Origin of the sequence: Pectobacterium odoriferum (genome assembly GCF_009931295.1) — a bacterium.
In the GTDB taxonomy this organism is placed as follows: Bacteria; Pseudomonadota; Gammaproteobacteria; order Enterobacterales; family Enterobacteriaceae; genus Pectobacterium; species Pectobacterium odoriferum.
The window spans coordinates 2631347-2651494 of record NZ_CP034938.1 but is presented as its reverse complement, the minus strand read 5'-3'; the positions used below and the strand labels follow the sequence as shown (position 1 = coordinate 2651494).

Genomic DNA, 20148 nt, shown 5'->3' with positions numbered 1-20148 from the left:
ATGCCAAAGATTAAAACAGTACGTGGCGCCGCTAAACGCTTTAAAAAAACCGCAAGTGGTGGTTTTAAGCGTAAGCATGCTAACCTGCGTCATATTCTGACCAAAAAGTCAACTAAGCGTAAACGTCACCTGCGTCCAAAAGGTCTGGTCTCCAAAGGGGATCTGGGTCTTGTTATCGCATGTCTGCCGTACGCATAAGTAACCTTTTTTTAATTCAGAATAAGACTTTAGGAGAGAGCATATGGCTCGCGTAAAACGTGGTGTAGTTGCCCGTGCACGTCACAAGAAAATATTGAAACAAGCGAAAGGTTACTACGGTGCCCGTTCGCGTGTTTATCGTGTTGCCTTCCAGGCAGTAATCAAAGCTGGTCAATACGCTTACCGCGACCGTCGTCAACGTAAACGTCAATTCCGCCAGCTGTGGATTGCACGTATCAATGCGGCAGCTCGTCAAAACGGCTTGTCTTACAGCAAATTCATCAACGGCCTGAAAAAAGCTTCTGTTGAAATTGACCGTAAGATTCTGGCTGATATCGCAGTATTCGATAAGTTAGCGTTCAGCGCGCTGGTCGAAAAAGCGAAAGCAGCACTGGCGTAAGTCAGTTGAGAGAGGGAGCTTTGGCTCCCTCTTTTCGTCGAGCTCTACACGTTTAGTTTTTATTATTTATAAGACAAAGGTAACGCAAGTATGAACGCTGCTATTTTCCGTTTCTTTTTTTACTTTAGCGCCTGAATTCAGGGGGCTTTGCGCGTAAGAAGAGAAACGAAAAGTAGCGCTTAAGCCTCCCCATAGGGAGGCTTTTTTGTTTACAATAATCGGTTTTTACTCTTGTTTTTAGTAACATTTATCGTTTTGAGTAAAACGACATTCTTCAATCATGACCGTTGGCCACATAGGCAGAAAAAGAGGAACACAATGCCACATCTCGCAGAGCTGGTTGCCAAAGCCAGAACAGCTATAGAAGAGGCTCAGGACGTTGCCGCACTAGAAAATGTGCGTGTCGAATATCTGGGTAAAAAAGGTCACTTAACCCTTCAGATGACCTCGCTGCGCGAGTTGCCGGCTGAAGAACGCCCTGCGGCTGGTGCTGTCATTAACCAGGCTAAACAAGACGTTCAGGACGCGCTGAATGCCCGTAAGCAAATGCTGGAGTCCGCTGAGCTAAATGCGCGTCTGGCACAAGAAACCATCGATGTCTCTCTGCCGGGCCGCACCATTGAAAATGGTGGTCTGCATCCGGTGACGCGTACCATCGATCGCATCGAAACCTTTTTCGGCGAGCTGGGTTTTTCAGTCGTAACCGGGCCAGAAATCGAAGACGACTATCACAACTTTGATGCGCTGAATATTCCAGGGCATCACCCTGCGCGTGCTGACCACGACACGTTCTGGTTTGATGCAACACGTCTGCTGCGTACACAGACTTCAGGCGTTCAGATTCGTACCATGGAAAAGCAGCAACCGCCTATCCGTATCATCGCGCCGGGCCGTGTTTATCGTAACGATTACGATCAGACCCACACGCCGATGTTCCATCAGATGGAAGGGTTGATCGTCGATAAAGACATCAGCTTCACCAACCTGAAAGGCACGTTGCATGATTTCCTGCGTAATTTCTTTGAGGAAGATTTACAGGTTCGCTTCCGCCCGTCTTATTTCCCGTTTACCGAACCGTCTGCTGAAGTGGATGTGATGGGTAAAAACGGTAAATGGCTGGAAGTCCTGGGCTGCGGCATGGTGCACCCGAATGTCCTGCGTAATGTTGGTATCGACCCAGAAGTGTATTCCGGCTTCGCGTTCGGTATGGGCATGGAGCGTCTGACGATGCTGCGCTATGGCGTAACCGATCTGCGTGCATTCTTCGAAAACGATCTGCGTTTCCTCAAACAGTTTAAGTAAGGCGGGTATACATCATGAAATTCAGTGAACTCTGGTTACGCGAGTGGGTAAACCCGGCAGTTGACAGTGAAGTGTTATCTGAACAGATCACAATGGCAGGGTTGGAAGTGGATGGCGTTGAGCCTGTTGCTGGCGCATTCCACGGCGTGGTTGTTGGTGAAGTGGTTGAATGTGGGCAGCACCCGAATGCAGACAAACTGCGTGTGACGAAAGTCAATGTAGGCGGTGATCGCCTGCTGGACATCGTCTGTGGTGCGCCGAACTGCCGTCAAGGCCTGAAAGTGGCGGTGGCGACGGTGGGAGCCGTATTGCCGGGCGATTTTAAAATCAAAGCCGCCAAGCTGCGTGGCGAGCCGTCTGAAGGCATGCTGTGCTCATTTTCCGAGTTGGGCATTTCCGACGATCACGATGGCATCATCGAGCTGCCAGTAGATGCGCCGATTGGCACAGATATTCGTGAGTACCTGAAGCTGGATGACAACGCGATTGAAATCAGCGTGACGCCGAACCGTGCAGATTGCCTCGGTATCATCGGTGTGGCGCGCGATGTCGCCGTGTTGAATCAACTGGCGTTGAATGAACCGACTATTGAGCCTGTTGCCGCGACGATTCAGGATACTTTCCCGATTCAGGTCGATGCGCCACAGGCATGCCCGCGTTACTTAGGTCGTGTGGTGAAAGGCATCAACGTTAAGGCGGCAACGCCGCTGTGGATGCGTGAAAAACTGCGTCGTTGCGGTATTCGTTCTATCGATCCAGTGGTTGACGTGACTAACTACGTTCTGCTGGAACTCGGTCAACCAATGCACGCGTTCGATCTTGACCGTCTCAGCGGCGGCATTATCGTGCGTATGGCGACAGAAGGCGAAACGCTGACGTTGCTGGATGGTAATGAAGCGAAGCTGAATGCGGATACGCTGGTTATCGCTGACCAGCAGAATGCGCTGGCGATGGGCGGTATCTTTGGCGGCGAGCATTCTGGCGTCAATGAAGAGACACAAAACGTTCTGCTGGAATGCGCTTATTTCAATCCGCTGTCGATTACTGGACGCGCCCGTCGTCACGGTTTGCACACTGATGCGTCTCACCGCTACGAGCGTGGTGTCGATCCAGCGTTACAGCACAAAGCCATTGAACGCGCGACTCGTCTGCTGATCGATATCTGTGGTGGTGAAGCGGGTCCGGTGGTTGATGTGACTAGCGAGGCAGACTTGCCGACGCGCGCAACGATTACGCTGCGCCGTGAAAAGCTGGATCGTCTGATTGGCCATGTGATTGCGGATGAGCAGGTGAGCGATATCCTGCAACGTCTGGGCTGTAACGTCGCGAAAACCGATGCAGGTTGGCAGGCGACGGCTCCGAGTTGGCGCTTCGACATGGAAATTGAAGAGGATCTGGTTGAAGAAGTCGCGCGTATTTACGGCTATAACAACATTCCGAATATTCCGACTCAAGCTCCGTTGATTATGACCTCGCATCGCGAAGCGTCACTGTCATTGAAGCGTGTGAAGACATTATTAGTCGATCACGGGTATCAAGAAGCAATTACTTACAGTTTTGTTGACCCGAAAATTCAGGGGTTAATCCACCCTAATGAAGCGTCGCTGAGCCTGCCGAGCCCGATTTCCGCAGAGATGTCGGTGATGCGTTTATCGCTGTGGAGTGGCTTGCTGAGTGCTGCGGTGTATAACCAAAACCGTCAACAAAGCCGCCTGCGCCTGTTTGAAAGCGGTCTCCGTTTTGTACCGGACACCAGTGCTGACCTGGGTATTCGTCAGGATCTGATGCTGGCGGGTGTGATTACCGGCACCCGTTATGAAGAGCATTGGGATCTGGCGCGTCAGGCTGTTGACTTCTATGATTTAAAAGGCGATTTGGAAGCGGTGCTGGCATTGACGGGCAAGCTGCCTGAGGTTGAGTTCAAGGCCGAAAATAATCCGGCATTGCATCCAGGACAAAGTGCTGCTATTTATCTGTGCGGAGAACGCATTGGATTTATTGGCGTTATTCACCCAGAATTGGAACGCAAGTTGGATCTTAACGGGCGCACCGTGGTGTTCGAATTGTTGTGGGATAAGGTCGCAGACCGCGTATTGCCTGAAGCGAGCGAGATTTCCCGCTTCCCGGCGAACCGTCGCGATATCGCCGTTGTGGTTGCTGAAAATGTCCCTGCGGGCGATATTTTGGCCGAGTGTAAGAAAGTTGGCGCAAATCAGTTAGTTGGCGTAAACTTATTCGACGTGTACCGAGGGAAGGGCGTAGCTGAAGGTTATAAGAGTCTGGCTATCAGTCTGACCCTGCAAGATACCACGCGTACACTGGCAGAAGAGGAAATTGCCGCTACCGTTGCAGAATGCGTAGCGGCATTAAAACAGCGATTCCAAGCATCCTTGAGGGATTGAACCTATGGCGCTTACTAAAGCTGAAATGTCAGAATACCTGTTTGAGAAGCTCGGGCTGAGCAAACGGGATGCCAAAGAGCTAGTCGAGCTGTTTTTTGAAGAAGTTCGTCGCGCTTTGGAAAATGGCGAGCAGGTCAAGTTGTCAGGTTTTGGCAATTTTGATTTGCGAGACAAGAACCAACGTCCGGGACGTAACCCAAAAACTGGCGAAGATATTCCAATTACGGCGCGCCGTGTGGTCACGTTCCGTCCGGGGCAAAAGCTAAAAAGCAGGGTAGAGAACGCCTCTCCCAAAGAGTAACAGTGTCACCCAAAAAGGCCGCGCAAGCGGCCTTTTCCTATCTTATTCGTCTTCACATGATCTATTTCAACGTCGCGTCGGTATCCGCTGGTGCCGTATGCTGTGAGGCTAAACGCGTTGCCCGCCCGGTTGACACTTTTGGTGCGGTCTCTTTTTTCGGATAGTCCGGCACTGGCCGATGATCGTCAATTAAATGGCGTATTGCCAAAATCGGGTGACGTAACAACATCCGTGGCCCCGACCAGCGCATAATCGCTTTTATCGCCTCACGTCTGGCGGGTTGATAGCAGTGAATGGGGCAATGCTTACACGCGGGTTTATCTTCACCGAACTGGCAGCGTTCCAGACGCTTGATGGCGTAATTGAATAAGTCTTTATACTGCGTGTTATCGTCGGTTTCAGGATGATGCTTTTCATACAGCTCGATCATCAATCCGACGGTACGGATCTCCCGCTGTCGGTATTTTCCCAAGGGTTTTCTCGCCATGTGCGTCATGTCCTGATGAAATCACAATAGATGTATTTTAAATGCAATTTATTGCAAGGGAAACCTCTGAAGTCACATCTATGTGGCAAAGCAGAGAGAAAAAGGCGAGGAGAACCCTCGCCGAGGGAGATAGCAATCAGGCCTGACCGAACTGCGCCTGATGTAATCTGGCATAGATACCACTTTGATCCAGCAGTACCTGATGGCTGCCTTGCTCAATGATGCTGCCGTTATCCACCACCACAATGCGTCCGGCATTCTGTATGGTTGCCAGTCTGTGGGCGATGATCAACGTGGTACGTCCTGCGGAAAGCTCGCTGAGCGACTGCTGTATCGCCTGCTCCGTCGCGGTATCCAGTGCGGACGTTGCTTCGTCCAGAATCAAGATCGGCGGGTTTTTCAGGAAGATTCGCGCGATCGATAAACGCTGCTTTTGACCACCCGATAGCTTAACGCCGCGCTCGCCGACCACAGTATCCAGTCCGTCAGGCAGATTTTCGATCAGCTCATCTAACCGTGCACGGCGTGCGGCTTCCATGATTTCTTCATCGCTGGCATCAAGCTTGCCGTAAGCGATATTTTCCCGAATGGTGCCGCCGAACAGGAAGACATCTTGTTGTACGATGCCGATTTGACTGCGTAGTGACGCCTGCGTCATCTGGCGGATATCCATGCCGTCAATGGTGATGGCTCCGCTGGTCAAATCGTAGAAGCGTGGAAGGAGGGAACAAAGTGTAGTTTTGCCCGCACCGGATGGGCCGACAAACGCCACGGTTTCCCCTGCGCGAATCGACAGGTCGATATTACGCAGAATCGGACGATCGGCAGAATAACCAAAGCTCACCTGATTAAAGCGGATATCGCCTTTCAGCGGCCCTGCATCGTGCGCATCGGGGGCGTCGGCAATCTCAGGAACGGTGTCGATCAGTTGAGTAAAGCGTTTGAATCCCGCAATCCCTTTGGGATAGCTCTCCAGCACCGAGGTAATTTTGGCGACCGGTCTGAAGAAAACCTCAATCAGCAACAGGAAGCCGATAAAACCGCCGTAGCTGAGTTCGCCCTGAATGACATACCAAATACCGGCCAGCATCACGATAAGCTGTATCAGGCGTGTGCTGAGGTAGCTGAGCGTCATGCTGGCGGTCATGATGCGATAGGCCTGCAACTTGGTACGACGGTAGTTTTCGTTGTCGTGGGAGAACAGTTTCTTCTCATGATCTTCATTGGCAAAGGCCTTAACGACGCGAATACCACCCACGCTCTCTTCAATTCGGGCGTTGAAGTTGCCAACCTGACCGAATAGCTGACGCCAGGTCTCTGTCATGCGCGCGCCGTAACGGCTGACGAGATACGTCATGAACGGCACGATAATAATCGTCAGCAGCGCCAGATTCAGGTGAACCGTCGCCATCAGGATGAACGCACCAATAAACGTCATGATCGCGAGGAAGAGGTCTTCCGGGCCGTGGTGGGCAATTTCCCCGACTTCTTCCAGATCTTTGGTGACGTGGGTGATGATATGGCCGGTCTTCATATTGTCGTAGTAACGGAACGGCAAATTTTGCAGATGCTCAAATGCCTGCCGCCGCATATCGGTTTCAATACCCACGCCCAACGCATGTCCCCAATAGTTGACGATGGCCATCAGCGCGGTATTCAGCAGGTACACCGCCAATAGCGCCACTGACGCCAACAGGATCAGCGACCAGTCCTGAGCGGGTAATAGTTTATCGATGAACGCTTTAATCGCCATCGGAAACCCTAATTCAAGCAGGCCAGCGATAATGGCACAGCCGAAATCGAGGACGAACAACCCTTTGTAAGGGGAATAGTAGGAAAAGAAACGCCTTAACATGTGTGACTATTTTTTAGGTAACGAAATGTGGGGATGACTATAACAGGTTAGCGTGAAGAATGTGACCGCGAGCAGATTGGGGGTTTTGTTGGTCAGGAAATCCAGACGAAAACCGTGGGGACGGTTGGGGATCAACTTGTCGGCGTACGCGTCGCATACCAGCAGAGCAGTGAACCTGCCGTGACCATTGCGACGCCTTGCCAGAATGACATGGCAGGCGTGATATTGAGCCAGAGCGCAGCCAATAGAGTGGAAAGCACGGGCGTGAAATAAGAGGCGGTTGCCAGTAAAGTCAGATTGCCATGCTGAATACCAGCATTCCAGGCGGAATAGGCCAATGCGGTTGATGCGCCCATAAAGAGCAGTTGCAGCGAACTCGGCAAGGTTAATGAAATCGCACTTTCGCCACTGAAGGAATACTGCGTCCAGAGTATGAGGGCGGTGATGAGAAAAAACAGCGAGACGCCGCTTTTTCCTTGCCCATAACGCTTAGTGATATTGCAGTAGAGCGCCCAGGTCAAGGCCGCAGAAAACGCAAGACTGTAGGCCAGCGGGTTAGCAAGAACGTTGTTCCACAGCAGTTCTGGTGTCCAGTCGCTTTCTCCTTTCATAATCCACACGATGCCACCCAGCGCGAGCGCGAGACCGGGCCAGAGCAGGAAACGGCTTTTCTGCTGATTGATAAAAAGAGAAAAAAGAATGGTCAAGCTGGGCCACAAGTAGTTAATCATCCCTATTTCTATCGCCTGCATACGGCTATCTGCCAGCCCGATGGACAGCGACAGAAATATCTCGTAGCAGACAAACATCGCACCGCCTGCGAATAAATAGATTCTGGGCAGCGTTTTAATGCAGGGAAGACCATAAAAGGCCAAGAGACATAGCGTGCTGGTGGAATAAATCATCGCGGCGCCGCCGATGGGGCCGAGCGCTTCTGTCAGGCTACGGATAAGCCCGACGGATGTGCTCCATAAAACGATCGCCAGTAGGCCCGTGAGCGTGGCGCGCTGTGGCGTCATATTTATACCCGGTTATAAGGTCTGTGCAGAAAAAACCAAAAACAAACCGGACGCCGTTATCCACGTCCGGTTTGCTCATCACGATGGCTTATCGCCAGAAGTCATCAAAAACAGTAATCGGCGGGCGACGCTTGTGTTCGGTTTTGCGATACCAGTTTTCGATAATGGCCGCATCGTTAGACTCGATCTGCTTACCTTCCAGATAGTCGTCGATCTGTTCATAGGTGACACCCAGCGCGACTTCATCCGGGAGGGACGGACGGTTTTCTTCCAGATCGGCGGTGGGGGCTTTGGTATAAAGATGAGAAGGGCAGCCAAGTTCGTGCAATAGCGCTTTACCCTGACGCTTATTCAGTCGGAAAATCGGGTTGATATCGGTACCGCCATCACCGTATTTGGTGAAAAAGCCCGTTACCGCCTCTGCGGCATGATCGGTGCCGACGACAAGCCCAGCATTCATGCCTGCGATGCTGTACTGCGCTTTCATGCGTTCTCTGGCTTTCTCGTTACCTTTGACAAAATCGGAAAGCTCTACGCCAATGGCACGTAATGTGGCTTCACTGGCTTCGATAGCAGGTTTGATGTTGACGGTTAATACGCGGTCTGGTTGGATGAAGGCGATGGCATCCTGACAGTCGGCTTCATCCGCCTGCACGCCGTAAGGCAAGCGCACGGCGATGAACTGATAGCGAGAATTTCCGGTTTCGTTGCGTAATTCCGTGATAGCCATCTGGCACAGTTTGCCGGTCAGCGTAGAATCCTGACCACCGCTGATGCCCAAAACTAACGACGTAACGAACGGGTGAGCATTCAGATAATTCTTTAAAAAATCAACGCTAACACGGATTTCCTGTGCTGGGTTGATGCTGCTTTTCACTCCCAACGCAGTGATAATGTCGTTTTGTAATGACATGCCATCCTCTCCTGAACTTATTGATACTGCAAAAGAATTATTACGATACCCTGAGTGTAAAACGAATTGGCGTGAAGAAAAAGAACAAGCTGTCAGGTAGTCATTTTCCCTATAGATAACCCGTTTTCGACTATCGGCCAATATGTTACATCCCTGCGTTATGATTTGAAAAAGTGGTCGCTGCCGACTAGCCTTAGGGTGACCCATTAATAATGAGGTGATGAGATGAAGAATAACAGATTACTGGTATGTATTGCGGCAGTTGGTGCTGTCATGCTGGCGGGATGTTCGGCTTATAACAAAGCAGAAAGCTATGTCAATGAGCCTGTTGTGAAAGATGTGAAAGTGGGAATGACGAAGCAGCAGGTTCATCAACTTGCAGGTAGCGGAGTGGAAAAACGACTGGTGAATGCCAAAGGCACCTGTAGCGATTATCTGCTGAAGAACCGTGATGGTACTGCGCAGAACTATTTCGTGAGCTACAACGACACGGGGCATGTTCTCAATAAAGGCTTCCAGAGCTGTCAGGCTTACGATACTAACCCGCAGCGCTAACTAGCCCGATGGCACGGTATCGTTGTTAGAAATGCGTCATAAAAAAACGCCGACAGCATCAGCCGTCGGCGTTTTCTTTTGTACAGCAAGCGTGACTTAGCGGTGCGTCAACTCAGCGTCATCCTGTGCGTTGAAAACCGTTTTGTCCGTCTGCTTCATCAACTGGCTGGTGACGGTGCCTGCCGTCATTGATCCGCTGACGTTAAGCGCGGTACGGCCCATATCGATAAGCGGCTCAATAGAGATGAGCAGCGCGACAAGCGTCACCGGCAGCCCCATCGCGGGCAGAACGATTAATGCGGCAAAGGTGGCACCACCGCCGACACCGGCGACGCCAGCAGAACTGATGGTGACGATACCGACCAGCGTTGCGATCCAGACAGGATCCAGCGGGTTGATGCCGACTGTTGGCGCGACCATCACGGCCAGCATCGCTGGGTAGAGCCCCGCACAGCCGTTCTGACCGATTGTCGTGCCAAAAGACGCGGCAAAGCTGGCGATAGATTGCGGTACGCCAATGCGGCGCGTTTGCGCCTCAATGCTGAGTGGAATGGTCGCCGCGCTGGAACGGCTGGTAAACGCGAACGTCAGTACCGGCCACACTTTGCGATAAAAACGTGCCGGATTGATGCCTGTGAAAGACAGAATCAGCGCATGAACGCCGAACATAATCGCCAGCCCCAGATAGGAGGCGACAACGAAGCTGCCCAACTTGAGGATGTCTTGCAGGTTAGAGCTGGCGACCATTTTGGTCATCAGCGCCATAACACCATAAGGCGTTAATTTCATTACCAGACGAACAAGCTTCATCACCCAGGATTGCAGTGTATCAATGGCGGTTAAAACGCGTTCGCCTTTGACGGCGTCATCTTTCAACAGCTGTAGCGCAGCTACACCAAGGAAGGCTGCAAAGACAACGACGCTGATGATAGACGTCGGATTCGCGCCGGTCAGCTCAGCAAACGGATTTTTAGGGATGAAGGACAGGATAAGCTGAGGCACGTTAAGGTCAGCGACTTTACCTGCATAGTTGCTTTCAATTGCTGTTAATCGCGCGGTTTCCTGCGCACCTTGCACCAATCCGGTAGCCGTCAGGCCAAACAGGTTAGTTACAAATACGCCGACCAACGCAGAAATCAGCGTGGTGATCAGTAGAGTAGACAGCGTCAATACGCTGATTTTCCCTAATGACGAGGCGTTATGCAGTTTGGCAACGGAATTGAGGATGGAGATAAAGACCAGCGGCATGACGATCATCTGCAACAGCTGCACATAGCCATTACCTACGATGTTAAACCATGAGATGGACTGCTTAACGACCGGGTTGTCGCCACCATAAATCAGATGCAGTGCCAGGCCAAATAGCACCCCGACAACCAACCCCAGCAACACTTTCTTGGCCAGACTCCAGGATGGGTTACGGCTGGCATAACCTAATCCGAGCAGTAATACGACAAATAGCAGAATATTTATGAGTAGCGGAAAATTCATCCGGCTTTGCTCCCTATCAGTGAGTCGTGCCACGCTGCCTACGATCTCGCGCGGTAACGTAGATCGGTGGAGGTAGCGTGATTTTTTGCGATGAAAAATAACAAACGCGCACAGGATAGCAGGTCTTTTTCCATCATGTTACAGAGATATGTCTATACCCGTCATACTTCAAGTTGCATGTACGTTGGCTACGCTCACTCACCCGAATCACTTACCTGAGTAAGCTCATCGGGATTCCTTCTCTTGCCGCCTTCCTGCAACTCGAATTATTTAGGGTATTACGCCAGGTAACGTGGTTATTTCACGTATTGGAAGAGGTAAGTTTGCGCTGACTGTAAAAAGCGAAATGACTGCTCATAGGTGCAGCAATCCAGATTCTTTTGTGGCTGATACAGCGAAAAGCCGATACAGGCAAGACACAGAAAGCGTTCCAATTGATTGCCTTTTTGGCTGTTTAAAATCGGCAAGCGGAAACGCCAGCGACAGGGCCAGAGTAGAGGAACGCCAGAGGGTGTCAGCATATCTGCGAGAATGTGGCTCAGATAACCGACGATCATGGCATGGTAGGCATCGGTCGGAATCGGCCAGTCTGGCGGCAGACGCGTCTGAATAAAGAAAATACCGGCGGCGATAGCAAGGAGGCTGTGCGTAAACCCACGGTGACCAAAGAGGCGGGCAATTGGCGAAGAAAGCCACTTCAGGCGCTGCCCGAGGACGGATTTGGGGTGATCAATATCGGGCAGCAGCGCGGTAAGGAGTGCACCGGGAATAATGTGCCACCAGTCTCCGGTAGCCAGCGCTGGCGATAGCTCAACTTTCTTAGCCAGAATTGCGCAGGCAACAGAAAACAGCAGGTGTCCTTCCGCAGTCATGAAACTTCTCAAATAAAACTGTTATTTTATACAGTATAAAAGATTATCTCTGCCTGCGGAAGCGGTGACGGCGTAATGATTTATTTCGGCTGTTCGTTACTTACCGGTAAAACACGCAGCCAATTGTCCAGCAACTGAGGCCAGGCCGCGGCGGGAAGCCCTTTGGTGCCGCGCAGGCCGAAGCCGTGTTTCCCTTTCTCGAAGAGATGCATTTCGACGGGAATCTGTTTTTCCCGCAGCGCGCTGAACATCACCAGACTGTTATCAACCGACACTGACGGATCGTCAACGGCATGCACCAGAAACGTGGGCGGTGTCTGAGCGGTAACCTGCTTCTCTGGAGAATAACGCAGCACCTGCGCTTCCGTTGGCTGTTCGCCGATTAACTGTTTTCGAGAGCCTGCGTGTGCAATATCTGCCTGCATCGAAATAACAGGGTACATCAGCACCATGAAGTCAGGGCGTGCGCTTACGCTGTCAATGGCATCCATCGCGGGGTAAACGGACTGGGCGAACCGGGTTCCAAGGCTGGCAGCAACATGACCACCGGCGGAGAATCCCATAATACCGATGCGCTGTGGGTTAATGTGCCATTTCTCGGCGTTGGCTCTTAGGGTTCTGATGGCTCGCTGGGCATCGGCTAACGGGGCGTCAGCACCTTCTTTATGACCTTCACCGGGCATGCGATAGGTCATCACGAAAAGGGTATAGCCCTGTTGATTAAAGAACGGTGCCAGATCGCTGCCTTCCTTATCCAACACGACGCGCTGATAAGAACCACCTGGCGTAATGAGTAACGCCATACCATTGGGCTTCTCTGCCGGATAAACGGTAATTTCGGGACTGCGAATCCCGGTTGCTGCCCGATCGGGAAGAGAGGGATCTTTGCTACGCTCGACCACTTGCGGCTGTACCGTTGAAGAAGCGGCACCTGGCGCTTCGCCATGTGGCCAGACAGGAAAAACAGGTTGGGCGTAACTTAATCCATTTACAGACATCATAATGGCCCCGGCAAGCAGAGAACGAACAATCATGATAGATCACCTGACAAAGGGAAGAAGGGGGAAAATCGTTGGGCGATGGTAAAAAATAGGGTAGCCATCACATCGGAGAAAAAATGACTACCCTGAACCGCAAACTTTAATAAAGAAATAACATTCATACACGAAGAGGGTAAATCAGACACAGCAATTCCAACAGCTAAAACGCATGTAGCTAAATTACATTTAACGACACCACATGTAACAACGAAACGTAACTAACCTGCTAATCTACGACGGACATCATAATAAAGGGATGCTAAAGCTGAGTGAATCAATTAACAATAACATCCCTTTTGCCAACTAATAACGCTTATTTAAATAACAAGGCCGCTATTAGAAGCTGTATTGCACACCAACACGGTAACGAGTTTGACGCTCGTCGGTGTTTTTATCACCGACAACGTTACCGACAGCCATATAAGGTTTCCAGTTTTTATCTAACTTATAAGCCAGTTTGACATCATGTTCGATTTTCCAGTTTTCTTTGTCTGCTTGAAAACCACTCGGTCCTGCTTTGTTAGCTTTTTTGTAGTCCAGTTCGTAATCAATCTGGTAATCTTTCAGGAATTTATAACTAACAACTGCAGTCAGGTTGTAACCAGTTTCTTGAGTATAGTTGCTGGCACCTGTTTTATTCGTATTTCCGCTTTTTCTTAAATAGTAAGGACGGTAGCGGAGAGAGGTTGACAGATCGTCAGTAATATTCACTTTACCGCGCAGATAAGGGCGGTAGTTGTTGGAGTCAGAGCTTGAATCTAAAGAGAAACCTGGCTCCAGAGAAAAGGTTTTGTTGAAATTGTACACATAGCTGGCAACCACTTCGGTGCCGTTACTAACAGTTTCATTAAATGGTTTATTTGGTGTGTTATCTGAACCAGACTGCTTCCATTTAGCTTCAGCAGATAAACCGAAACCATTGGCGAAACGGTGAGACATTGAAAGACGATCTTTATGGTCGTTTTTGACGGTGTCTTGCATTTCATGACGGTAATCGATCGTTACAGCCATTGCATTCACACTAATTAATGACGTAACAGCCAGAGCTAGTAATTTAAATTTCATTGTTATATTCCCTATTGGTTAGGATATCTCTAATAAAAAACACGCATTATGCTTTTTGGGACAAGTTCTATTCTATTTATTATTAAATTACGTTCTGTGATCGAGATCGGTTTGGGTAACAAAAAGTAAAATGGGGTTTCAAATTGTGAGGGAGATCGAATTGAATATAGGAGTTGTTTTAATTTAAATGAAAAATCCCTGCCGTCGGTGCGGCAGGGATGAATTACAGCTTAAATCGGGTACGACATTACTTCATTGCGCGTTTCAGAATACGTTCTGATTGACGCTGGAAGTATTTCGCTGCGTCTTCCACAGATTTCTGACCGTAATCGATAGACTGGATGGTATCACCAAACAGAGAAACGATTTGCGGGTCGTCGAAATAAGGGGAAACGGCAACGTCATGTGGCAGAGACAGCGCCAGTTTCAACCCTGCAACGGCTGGAGCATCATCTTTAATGACGCCATCAGCAGTCAACTGAGCTACAGCGGCTTTACTCAACGGCACACCACGTTCCAGACCCAGAGCCTGAGCACCTTCTTTGCTGTTCAGCAGGAAGTTGATCAACTGAGCCGATTCTTTAGGATGCTTGGTTGACTTACCGATAGACAGCATCTGTGCTGGTTTGAAGAACAAGCCAGCATCTTTCGCACCAGGCAGCATCGGATAGTTACCCAATGCCAGTTTTGCTGGTGGTTGCAGGTTGTCAGAGTACTTGGTAATGGTGGAGTTCCACATGTAAGTACCAGACCACTCGCCGTTGATCCATGGCTTCATCTCATACATGTTGCTCTTGCCGAAAGAGGCATAGTATTTCGCATCAGGCATGACATGGCCGTCGATCAGTTTCTTATACATGCCAAAGAATTCAACCCATTGCGCATCGGTGTAGGCGAATTTTTGACTTTTTACATCAATAGCAGGGATGTTGTATTTCTGAACCATGTAAGAGTTCAGCAGTGCCAGAGAATCCTGGTGTTCCAACACGATAGGGTAGTATTGGTCGCCCAGTTTTTCTTTGAACACTTTACCGGCGTTCAGCAGCTCGTCCCACGTTTTCGGATATTCCAGACCCGCTTTTTGCCAGCTTTCGGTGTTGAAGTAGAACACGCGAGCAGTAACGGAAATTGGAATGCCGTTCAGTTTCCCTTCGACCGTGGTGCTTTGCAGCTCTTTCGGATCGAACTGTGCCAGATCCAGAGTATCTTTCACTTTGTTCAGGTCATAAAAACCAGTACCGTTTTTAGAGAAAATCGGTAGCCAGTTCCAGTTAGTCTGCATCACATCTGGCTCGGTGTTACCGGCAATCTGTGTAGTCAGACGAGACAGGTGACCATCCCATCCGGTGTATTCCGCTTTCACCGTGATGTTCGGATGCTGTTTATGGAACTCTTCAATGGCTTTGAGCGTCTGCTGGTGACGGCTGTTGCCGCCCCACCAGGACATTCTCAATTCAACATTATCAGCGGCGAAAGAAGGCATTGCCACTAATGCCAGAGATGAAACTATTAACGTGTGTAGGATCGCTTTTTTCATCGGTTACTACTCCTGTTAAAGAGAGATATTTTTTTCTGTTTTTGCATCAAAAATATGGCATTTTTCCATATCGAACTGGAAATACACCGGACGATGCAGGCCCTTCTCGATAATCAGCCGACCTTCGTCATAAGGAATGCGGCTGGTTAATTCAAAGCCATCGACTTTAATGTACATAAAGAATTCGTGACCCATGTTTTCTACGCGAACCAGCTCCCCTTGTGAGTGGCTGCCTTCAAATGGCGTATCTGACACGGAAACATAGTCTGGGCGAACACCGAAGAAGACGTCTTGTCCTACATAGCTGCGGACTTTGTCTTGCTTCCGGCTGTTTAACACCAGCGCGTTATTACCCACCACAACGCCAATCTGACCGTCTTTCTCGACCAGTTTGCACGGTTTAATGTTCATTTCTGGTGAGCCAATGAAACCAGCAACGAACATGTTGACAGGGAAGTGGTATAGGTTATCCGGCGTATCGACCTGCATGATATGACCGAGTTTCATCACGCAGATACGGTCGCCCATGGTCATTGCTTCAGTCTGATCGTGGGTAACATAGACCGTTGTTGCTGCTTTACCGCTTTTCTTCAACTGCTTATGCAGGTCAGAAATACGGATACGCATCGAAGCACGCAGTTTCGCATCCAGGTTAGACAATGGTTCGTCAAACAGGAACACATCTGGCTTTTTAACGATGGCGCGGCCTACGGCTACACGCTGTGCCTGACCACCAGACAGCTGGCGCGGCAGACGATCCATCAGTTCTTCCAACTCCAGAATTTTGGACGCTTCAGCGACCTGCGCTTCAATTTGCTCTTTAGGCAGTTTGCTCAGCTTCAGGCCAAACGCCAGATTCTCTTTTACCGTCATGTGAGGGTAGAGGGCATAGTTCTGGAACACCATGGCAATCCCACGCTCTTTTGGCGCCAGATTGTTAACAACGCGTTCACCGATGCGAACTTCACCGCCACTAATGGTTTCCAGACCGGCCAGCATACGCAGCGTGGTGGATTTCGCACAGCCAGACGGGCCGACGATAACCATGAATTCACCGTCTTTAATGGTCAGGTCGATGCCGTGAACCGCTTTGAAACCGTTGGTGTATACTTTTTCCAACTTTTTGAAAATAACTTCAGCCATGATAAATCCTCTATTAACCTTTAATTCCGCTGCTGGTCACGCCTTGTACGAAGTAACGCTGTGCCAGGAAGAAAACAATAATGGATGGCAGAATGGAGATGCTGGACATTGCCAGAATTTCATTCCACGGAGCGCCTTCAGTAACGTCGATAGACATTTTCAGCGCCAGCGCAATCGGATACTTATCCACGCTATAGACATAAATCAGCGGACCGATGAAGTCGTTCATTGACCACATGAACTGGAACAGCGCAACAGAGATGATGGCTGGTTTCAAAATCGGCACGACCACATACCACAGCACCTGGAAGGAGTTACAGCCATCAATCTGGGCAGCTTCTTCCATATCACGTGGCACACCACGCAGGAACTGGATCAGCATGAACACAAAGAACCCTTGTGTTGCAAACGCCAGCGGTAAATACAGTGGTAGATAGCTGTTCAGCATGCCCATTTCACGAAACATGAGGTACTGCGGAATCAACAGTACGGTGCTTGGCAGCAGCATGGTGGTGATCAGCGTAGCAAACCAGAAGTTCTTCCACGGAATGTCAAAGCGAGCGAAGCCATAAGCCACAATCACCGAGGAAATAACGGTCAGAACCACTTTCGGAATCACATACTGGAACGTGTTAATCATGTAGTGACCGAAATTGTATTCCGTACCGGTTTTCCAACCGTTAACGAAACCGTCCCAGGTGGCGTGTTCTGGCCACAGACCCAACGTGGTGAAGATCTCATGGTTCGGTTTGAACGATGCTGAGAACATCCACGCTAGTGGATAAAGCATCAGCAAGCCAACGAACAGCAGAACCACGTAACGGATAGCGGCACTGATTTTTTCTTTACGCAGCGTGCGGCGTACTTCTGCAGCAGCAATTTCTTGTGCTGTCGTCAGGTTTGAATGCATGTCAGCCATTTTTTCCTCCTTTATCAGCGGAGTAGAACACCCAGTATTTCGACGACTTAAAGGAGATAGACGCAAATACCGCAACAACCAGGAACAGAACCCATGCCAAGGCCGCACCGTAGCCCATATCAAAATACTTGAACGCCGTATCGTAGATATAGAGCGAGAACAGGTAGGTGTAGTGCGTTGGACCGCCGCCAGTAATGACGTAAGGTGCCGTAAACTCCTGGAATGCCTGAGTGGTCTGCATGATAAAGTTAAAGAAAATAACTGGCGTAATCAGCGGTACCGTTACTTTCAGGAACATTTGCCATTTAGATGCACCGTCGATCATAGCCGCTTCATACTGAGATTGCGGAACGTTCTGCAATGCAGCCAGGAAGATAACCATGGCGGAACCGAACTGCCATACGCGCAACAGCGTTACCGACATCAGTGCCAGCGACGGCTCGCCCAGCCAGTTGATGGCGTCAAAGCCAAACACGCCGAGGAAGCTGTTTAACAAGCCATCGATAGCGAACAGAGCACGCCACAGAACGGCGATTGCCACGCTGCTACCCAGAATAGAAGGCACATAGTAAGCAGTACGGAAGAAACCGATACCACGTAATTTGAAATTAAGTACAAACGCAATTAACAATGCGAAGATTAATTTCAATGGAATGGTCAGAAATACATAGGCAAAGGTGACGCCCATGGATTTCCAAAAGAGATCATCTTCCAGGAACATACGGTGATAGTTTTCTAGCCCCGTAAATTCAGGCGGATTGATCAAATCATACTCAGTAAAACTGAGGATAAATGACGAAACAAAGGGGAAAGCGGTAAAAACTATCAGCCCTATAATATAGGGGGAGATATAGGCTAACCCCAGCATTCTGTTTTCATTCATAATGCTTACCTATTGATTAATTGTGAACCATTAAAAAAAACATAAAATTAAGCTGTTAATAACTCTGGATAAATTAATTCCACGTCATAAACAATTCTATTTTCCCCATTAACGTGAAAATCCCCGTGAACATATCCACCTTGTGTCAGATACTGCGGGATATCGTTTAATTTGTTGCGACAAGCGGCAACGAAAGTCAGTAAAGCCAGCGGATAGGTATCATCCAGACGAACATAACGATGCTGTGCGGAGCGAACGAACAAACCACGATGGAAATGTTGTTCAAACAGAACGCCAGCCAACTGTGCGGCGTAATGTGCCCAGGATTCTGATTGTTTGTGATCGGCCAGTTCGATAACGGTTAACAAAAGTACCGGGCTGGCGATGTGCTGAATCTCTTCTTTGTTCAGCCGTGTCAGCATGGTGTTAACTAGAGCATACAGGTCCTCATCGCCGCTCAGACGATAAGCACGAACCAGCGGTAATAAATAATCACCTTCTAATGCAAACGGTTTTAATTCCGTACCCGCTTTACCATAATAGCCATCGCGTTTAAAACGGTAGCCCGTCATGTCCTGGCCGTTGTTCCACATCGGGCGCAGTGTATTGCTGGTGACATCGTAGGCGTACTGATAGTAATTTTTTAACCCTGAAATAACCCAGTTCAGCATTTCTGCATCAGGCTGCGTGCGGAGAATATCCAACATTGCCAGTGGGTTATCAATCAGCAGTGGGCGCATATCGCGGAACAGCACATTGGCTTCACGCGCGATTTCACCGAACTCTGGGCCAAACTGGCGTTGAGCACGATCGCCAAACCAGGACTGCGTCTGGTTATCGTCTTCCGGCACCGGCTGGCGCTGCTGTGGTGAACTGAACTGATACACAGGCATACCAGTTTCTGGGTTGCGGGCCAAAACGTATTGGCGATAAAGATGCTTACCCCAGGCCGCGGCGTGACTATCGCCCGTATATTCTGCGTATTTGAATGCGGCATAAATCAGGTCTGTGCCAGCATTAACAAAAGTTAACCCCTTCGTTAATGGCAGAACAGGCCACTGTGCCGGATCGACGACATCATGGCGGGCATGCAGGAAAACATTTGGATCGCGTTTTTTGCTGTAATCACCATGACGACCCAGATCCAGTGAATCCCAGTCTTCAACGTGTGCGTTCCAGAAACCCTGAAAGAAATTCAGCGTCTTTTCCGCATTAACACGGTGCAACAACGCGTAATAGGGCAGGTGGTGTTTTAATTCATGCACCTGAGCTTTGGATTCTGGCCCTTCGCCTGCCAGCGTATCCAAGTTAATAAAGCGGTGGCCGCCCCAGAAGAACAGGCCGCTATTATCATCAACGAAATGATCCAGGAAATATTCGCTTTGTGCGATAGCGTGTTGCTGGTAACTCTCATTACCTGTAACGACGCTCATGGCGCATAGCGTTCTTAGCCAATTTTGCTGGCTGGCAAAATTAGAAATAGGTGCGCTATGCCCATCTGGGAATTGCCACATCGCAGGTGCATAATTTTCCACATCAAAACCGTCAGCCAATAGTAACGTCGGCTGACTTTGGCTGCGGCCTTTATCCTGAACGCAGGCAATGTGGCTATCGAGTGCTGCAACCCATTCGTCGAGCTGCGATTTCCTGCTGGTGTATAAGCTTTCAAAAATACTCATGGAGTACCTTCTTATGGAACCGTGTGAACAGTTCCTTATAAATAGAAACACTGTTTTGATTGATTATATTGCGCTATTAACCTTGCC

Annotated in this window: 19 protein-coding genes, 1 pseudogene and 1 other annotated feature; of the genes and pseudogenes, 7 read left to right on the top strand and 13 right to left on the bottom strand. The window is 49.6% G+C overall.

Annotated elements, in window-relative coordinates; genetic code table 11:
• From rpmI to ihfA, 6 genes are all read left to right on the top strand, one after another.
• Entirely contained in the window at positions 1-198 is a 198-nt protein-coding gene (gene rpmI, locus EO763_RS11790) for a 50S ribosomal protein L35 (RefSeq protein WP_010275699.1), read from the top strand.
• A gap of 43 nt (positions 199-241) precedes the next feature.
• Entirely contained in the window at positions 242-598 is a 357-nt protein-coding gene (gene rplT, locus EO763_RS11785) for a 50S ribosomal protein L20 (RefSeq protein ID WP_005968887.1), read from the top strand.
• 85 nt (positions 599-683) lie between these two features.
• Positions 684-808 (top strand) — a sequence feature (Phe leader region).
• A complete protein-coding gene (pheM, locus tag EO763_RS11780) occupies positions 689-733 on the top strand; it encodes a pheST operon leader peptide PheM (protein WP_106120997.1) in 45 nt (14 codons plus the stop codon). (Overlaps the previous feature by 45 nt.)
• A gap of 108 nt (positions 809-916) precedes the next feature.
• Positions 917-1900, top strand: a complete 984-nt coding sequence (gene pheS / locus EO763_RS11775; protein WP_039489639.1) for a phenylalanine--tRNA ligase subunit alpha — start codon at positions 917-919, stop codon at positions 1898-1900.
• 14 nt (positions 1901-1914) lie between these two features.
• Entirely contained in the window at positions 1915-4302 is a 2388-nt protein-coding gene (gene pheT, locus EO763_RS11770; RefSeq protein WP_161529052.1) for a phenylalanine--tRNA ligase subunit beta, read from the top strand.
• A gap of 4 nt (positions 4303-4306) precedes the next feature.
• A complete protein-coding gene (gene ihfA, locus EO763_RS11765) occupies positions 4307-4603 on the top strand; it encodes an integration host factor subunit alpha (RefSeq protein ID WP_009112984.1) in 297 nt (98 codons plus the stop codon).
• Between the two features lie 61 nt (positions 4604-4664).
• Here ihfA and EO763_RS11760 read toward each other — a convergent pair whose 3' ends face one another.
• From EO763_RS11760 to nadE, 4 genes are all read right to left on the bottom strand, one after another.
• Positions 4665-5090 (bottom strand): nitrous oxide-stimulated promoter family protein, encoded by a 426-nt coding sequence (locus EO763_RS11760; protein WP_161529051.1) that lies wholly within the window; start codon positions 5088-5090, stop codon positions 4665-4667.
• A 136-nt stretch (positions 5091-5226) separates the two neighbouring features.
• On the bottom strand, positions 5227-6945 hold the full coding sequence (locus tag EO763_RS11755) for an ABC transporter ATP-binding protein (protein WP_161529050.1): 1719 nt from the start codon (positions 6943-6945) through the stop codon (positions 5227-5229).
• Between the two features lie 131 nt (positions 6946-7076).
• Positions 7077-7964, bottom strand: coding sequence for an aromatic amino acid DMT transporter YddG (yddG, locus tag EO763_RS11750; RefSeq protein WP_161529049.1), 888 nt, complete (start codon positions 7962-7964; stop codon positions 7077-7079).
• Between the two features lie 88 nt (positions 7965-8052).
• Complete coding sequence (gene nadE, locus EO763_RS11745) at positions 8053-8877, bottom strand: ammonia-dependent NAD(+) synthetase (protein ID WP_103159914.1); 825 nt, start codon at positions 8875-8877, stop codon at positions 8053-8055.
• Positions 8878-9102: 225 nt separating this feature from the next.
• Between nadE and osmE the strand changes: the two genes are divergently transcribed.
• A complete protein-coding gene (gene osmE / locus EO763_RS11740; protein ID WP_103157261.1) occupies positions 9103-9432 on the top strand; it encodes an osmotically-inducible lipoprotein OsmE in 330 nt (109 codons plus the stop codon).
• 96 nt (positions 9433-9528) lie between these two features.
• Here osmE and EO763_RS11735 read toward each other — a convergent pair whose 3' ends face one another.
• The 9 genes and pseudogenes from EO763_RS11735 to pelW all read right to left on the bottom strand — a co-directional run bounded on the left by EO763_RS11735 (position 9529) and on the right by pelW (position 20061).
• Entirely contained in the window at positions 9529-10923 is a 1395-nt protein-coding gene (locus EO763_RS11735; protein ID WP_039275127.1) for an L-cystine transporter, read from the bottom strand.
• Between the two features lie 365 nt (positions 10924-11288).
• Positions 11289-11795, bottom strand: a pseudogene (locus EO763_RS11730) (metal-dependent hydrolase); the annotation flags it as partial.
• An 80-nt stretch (positions 11796-11875) separates the two neighbouring features.
• Positions 11876-12829, bottom strand: a complete 954-nt coding sequence (gene paeX, locus EO763_RS11725) for a pectin acetylesterase PaeX (RefSeq protein ID WP_161529048.1) — start codon at positions 12827-12829, stop codon at positions 11876-11878.
• A gap of 342 nt (positions 12830-13171) precedes the next feature.
• Complete coding sequence (locus EO763_RS11720) at positions 13172-13900, bottom strand: oligogalacturonate-specific porin KdgM family protein (protein WP_039472925.1); 729 nt, start codon at positions 13898-13900, stop codon at positions 13172-13174.
• Positions 13901-14147: 247 nt separating this feature from the next.
• The gene (locus EO763_RS11715) at positions 14148-15437 is read right to left on the bottom strand and encodes an ABC transporter substrate-binding protein (RefSeq protein WP_103182977.1); all 1290 of its coding nucleotides are present in this window, start codon (positions 15435-15437) and stop codon (positions 14148-14150) included.
• Positions 15438-15452: 15 nt separating this feature from the next.
• Positions 15453-16580: an ABC transporter ATP-binding protein gene (locus EO763_RS11710; RefSeq protein WP_161529047.1), complete on the bottom strand. Its 1128-nt coding sequence runs from the start codon at positions 16578-16580 to the stop codon at positions 15453-15455.
• A gap of 13 nt (positions 16581-16593) precedes the next feature.
• A complete protein-coding gene (locus tag EO763_RS11705) occupies positions 16594-17499 on the bottom strand; it encodes a carbohydrate ABC transporter permease (protein ID WP_044207784.1) in 906 nt (301 codons plus the stop codon).
• On the bottom strand, positions 17492-18382 hold the full coding sequence (locus EO763_RS11700; RefSeq protein WP_005968854.1) for a carbohydrate ABC transporter permease: 891 nt from the start codon (positions 18380-18382) through the stop codon (positions 17492-17494). The genes EO763_RS11705 and EO763_RS11700 overlap by 8 nt, the downstream gene beginning before the upstream one ends.
• 47 nt (positions 18383-18429) lie before the next feature.
• Entirely contained in the window at positions 18430-20061 is a 1632-nt protein-coding gene (gene pelW, locus EO763_RS11695; protein ID WP_161529046.1) for a pectate disaccharide-lyase PelW, read from the bottom strand.
• Positions 20062-20148: the final 87 nt, after the last annotated feature.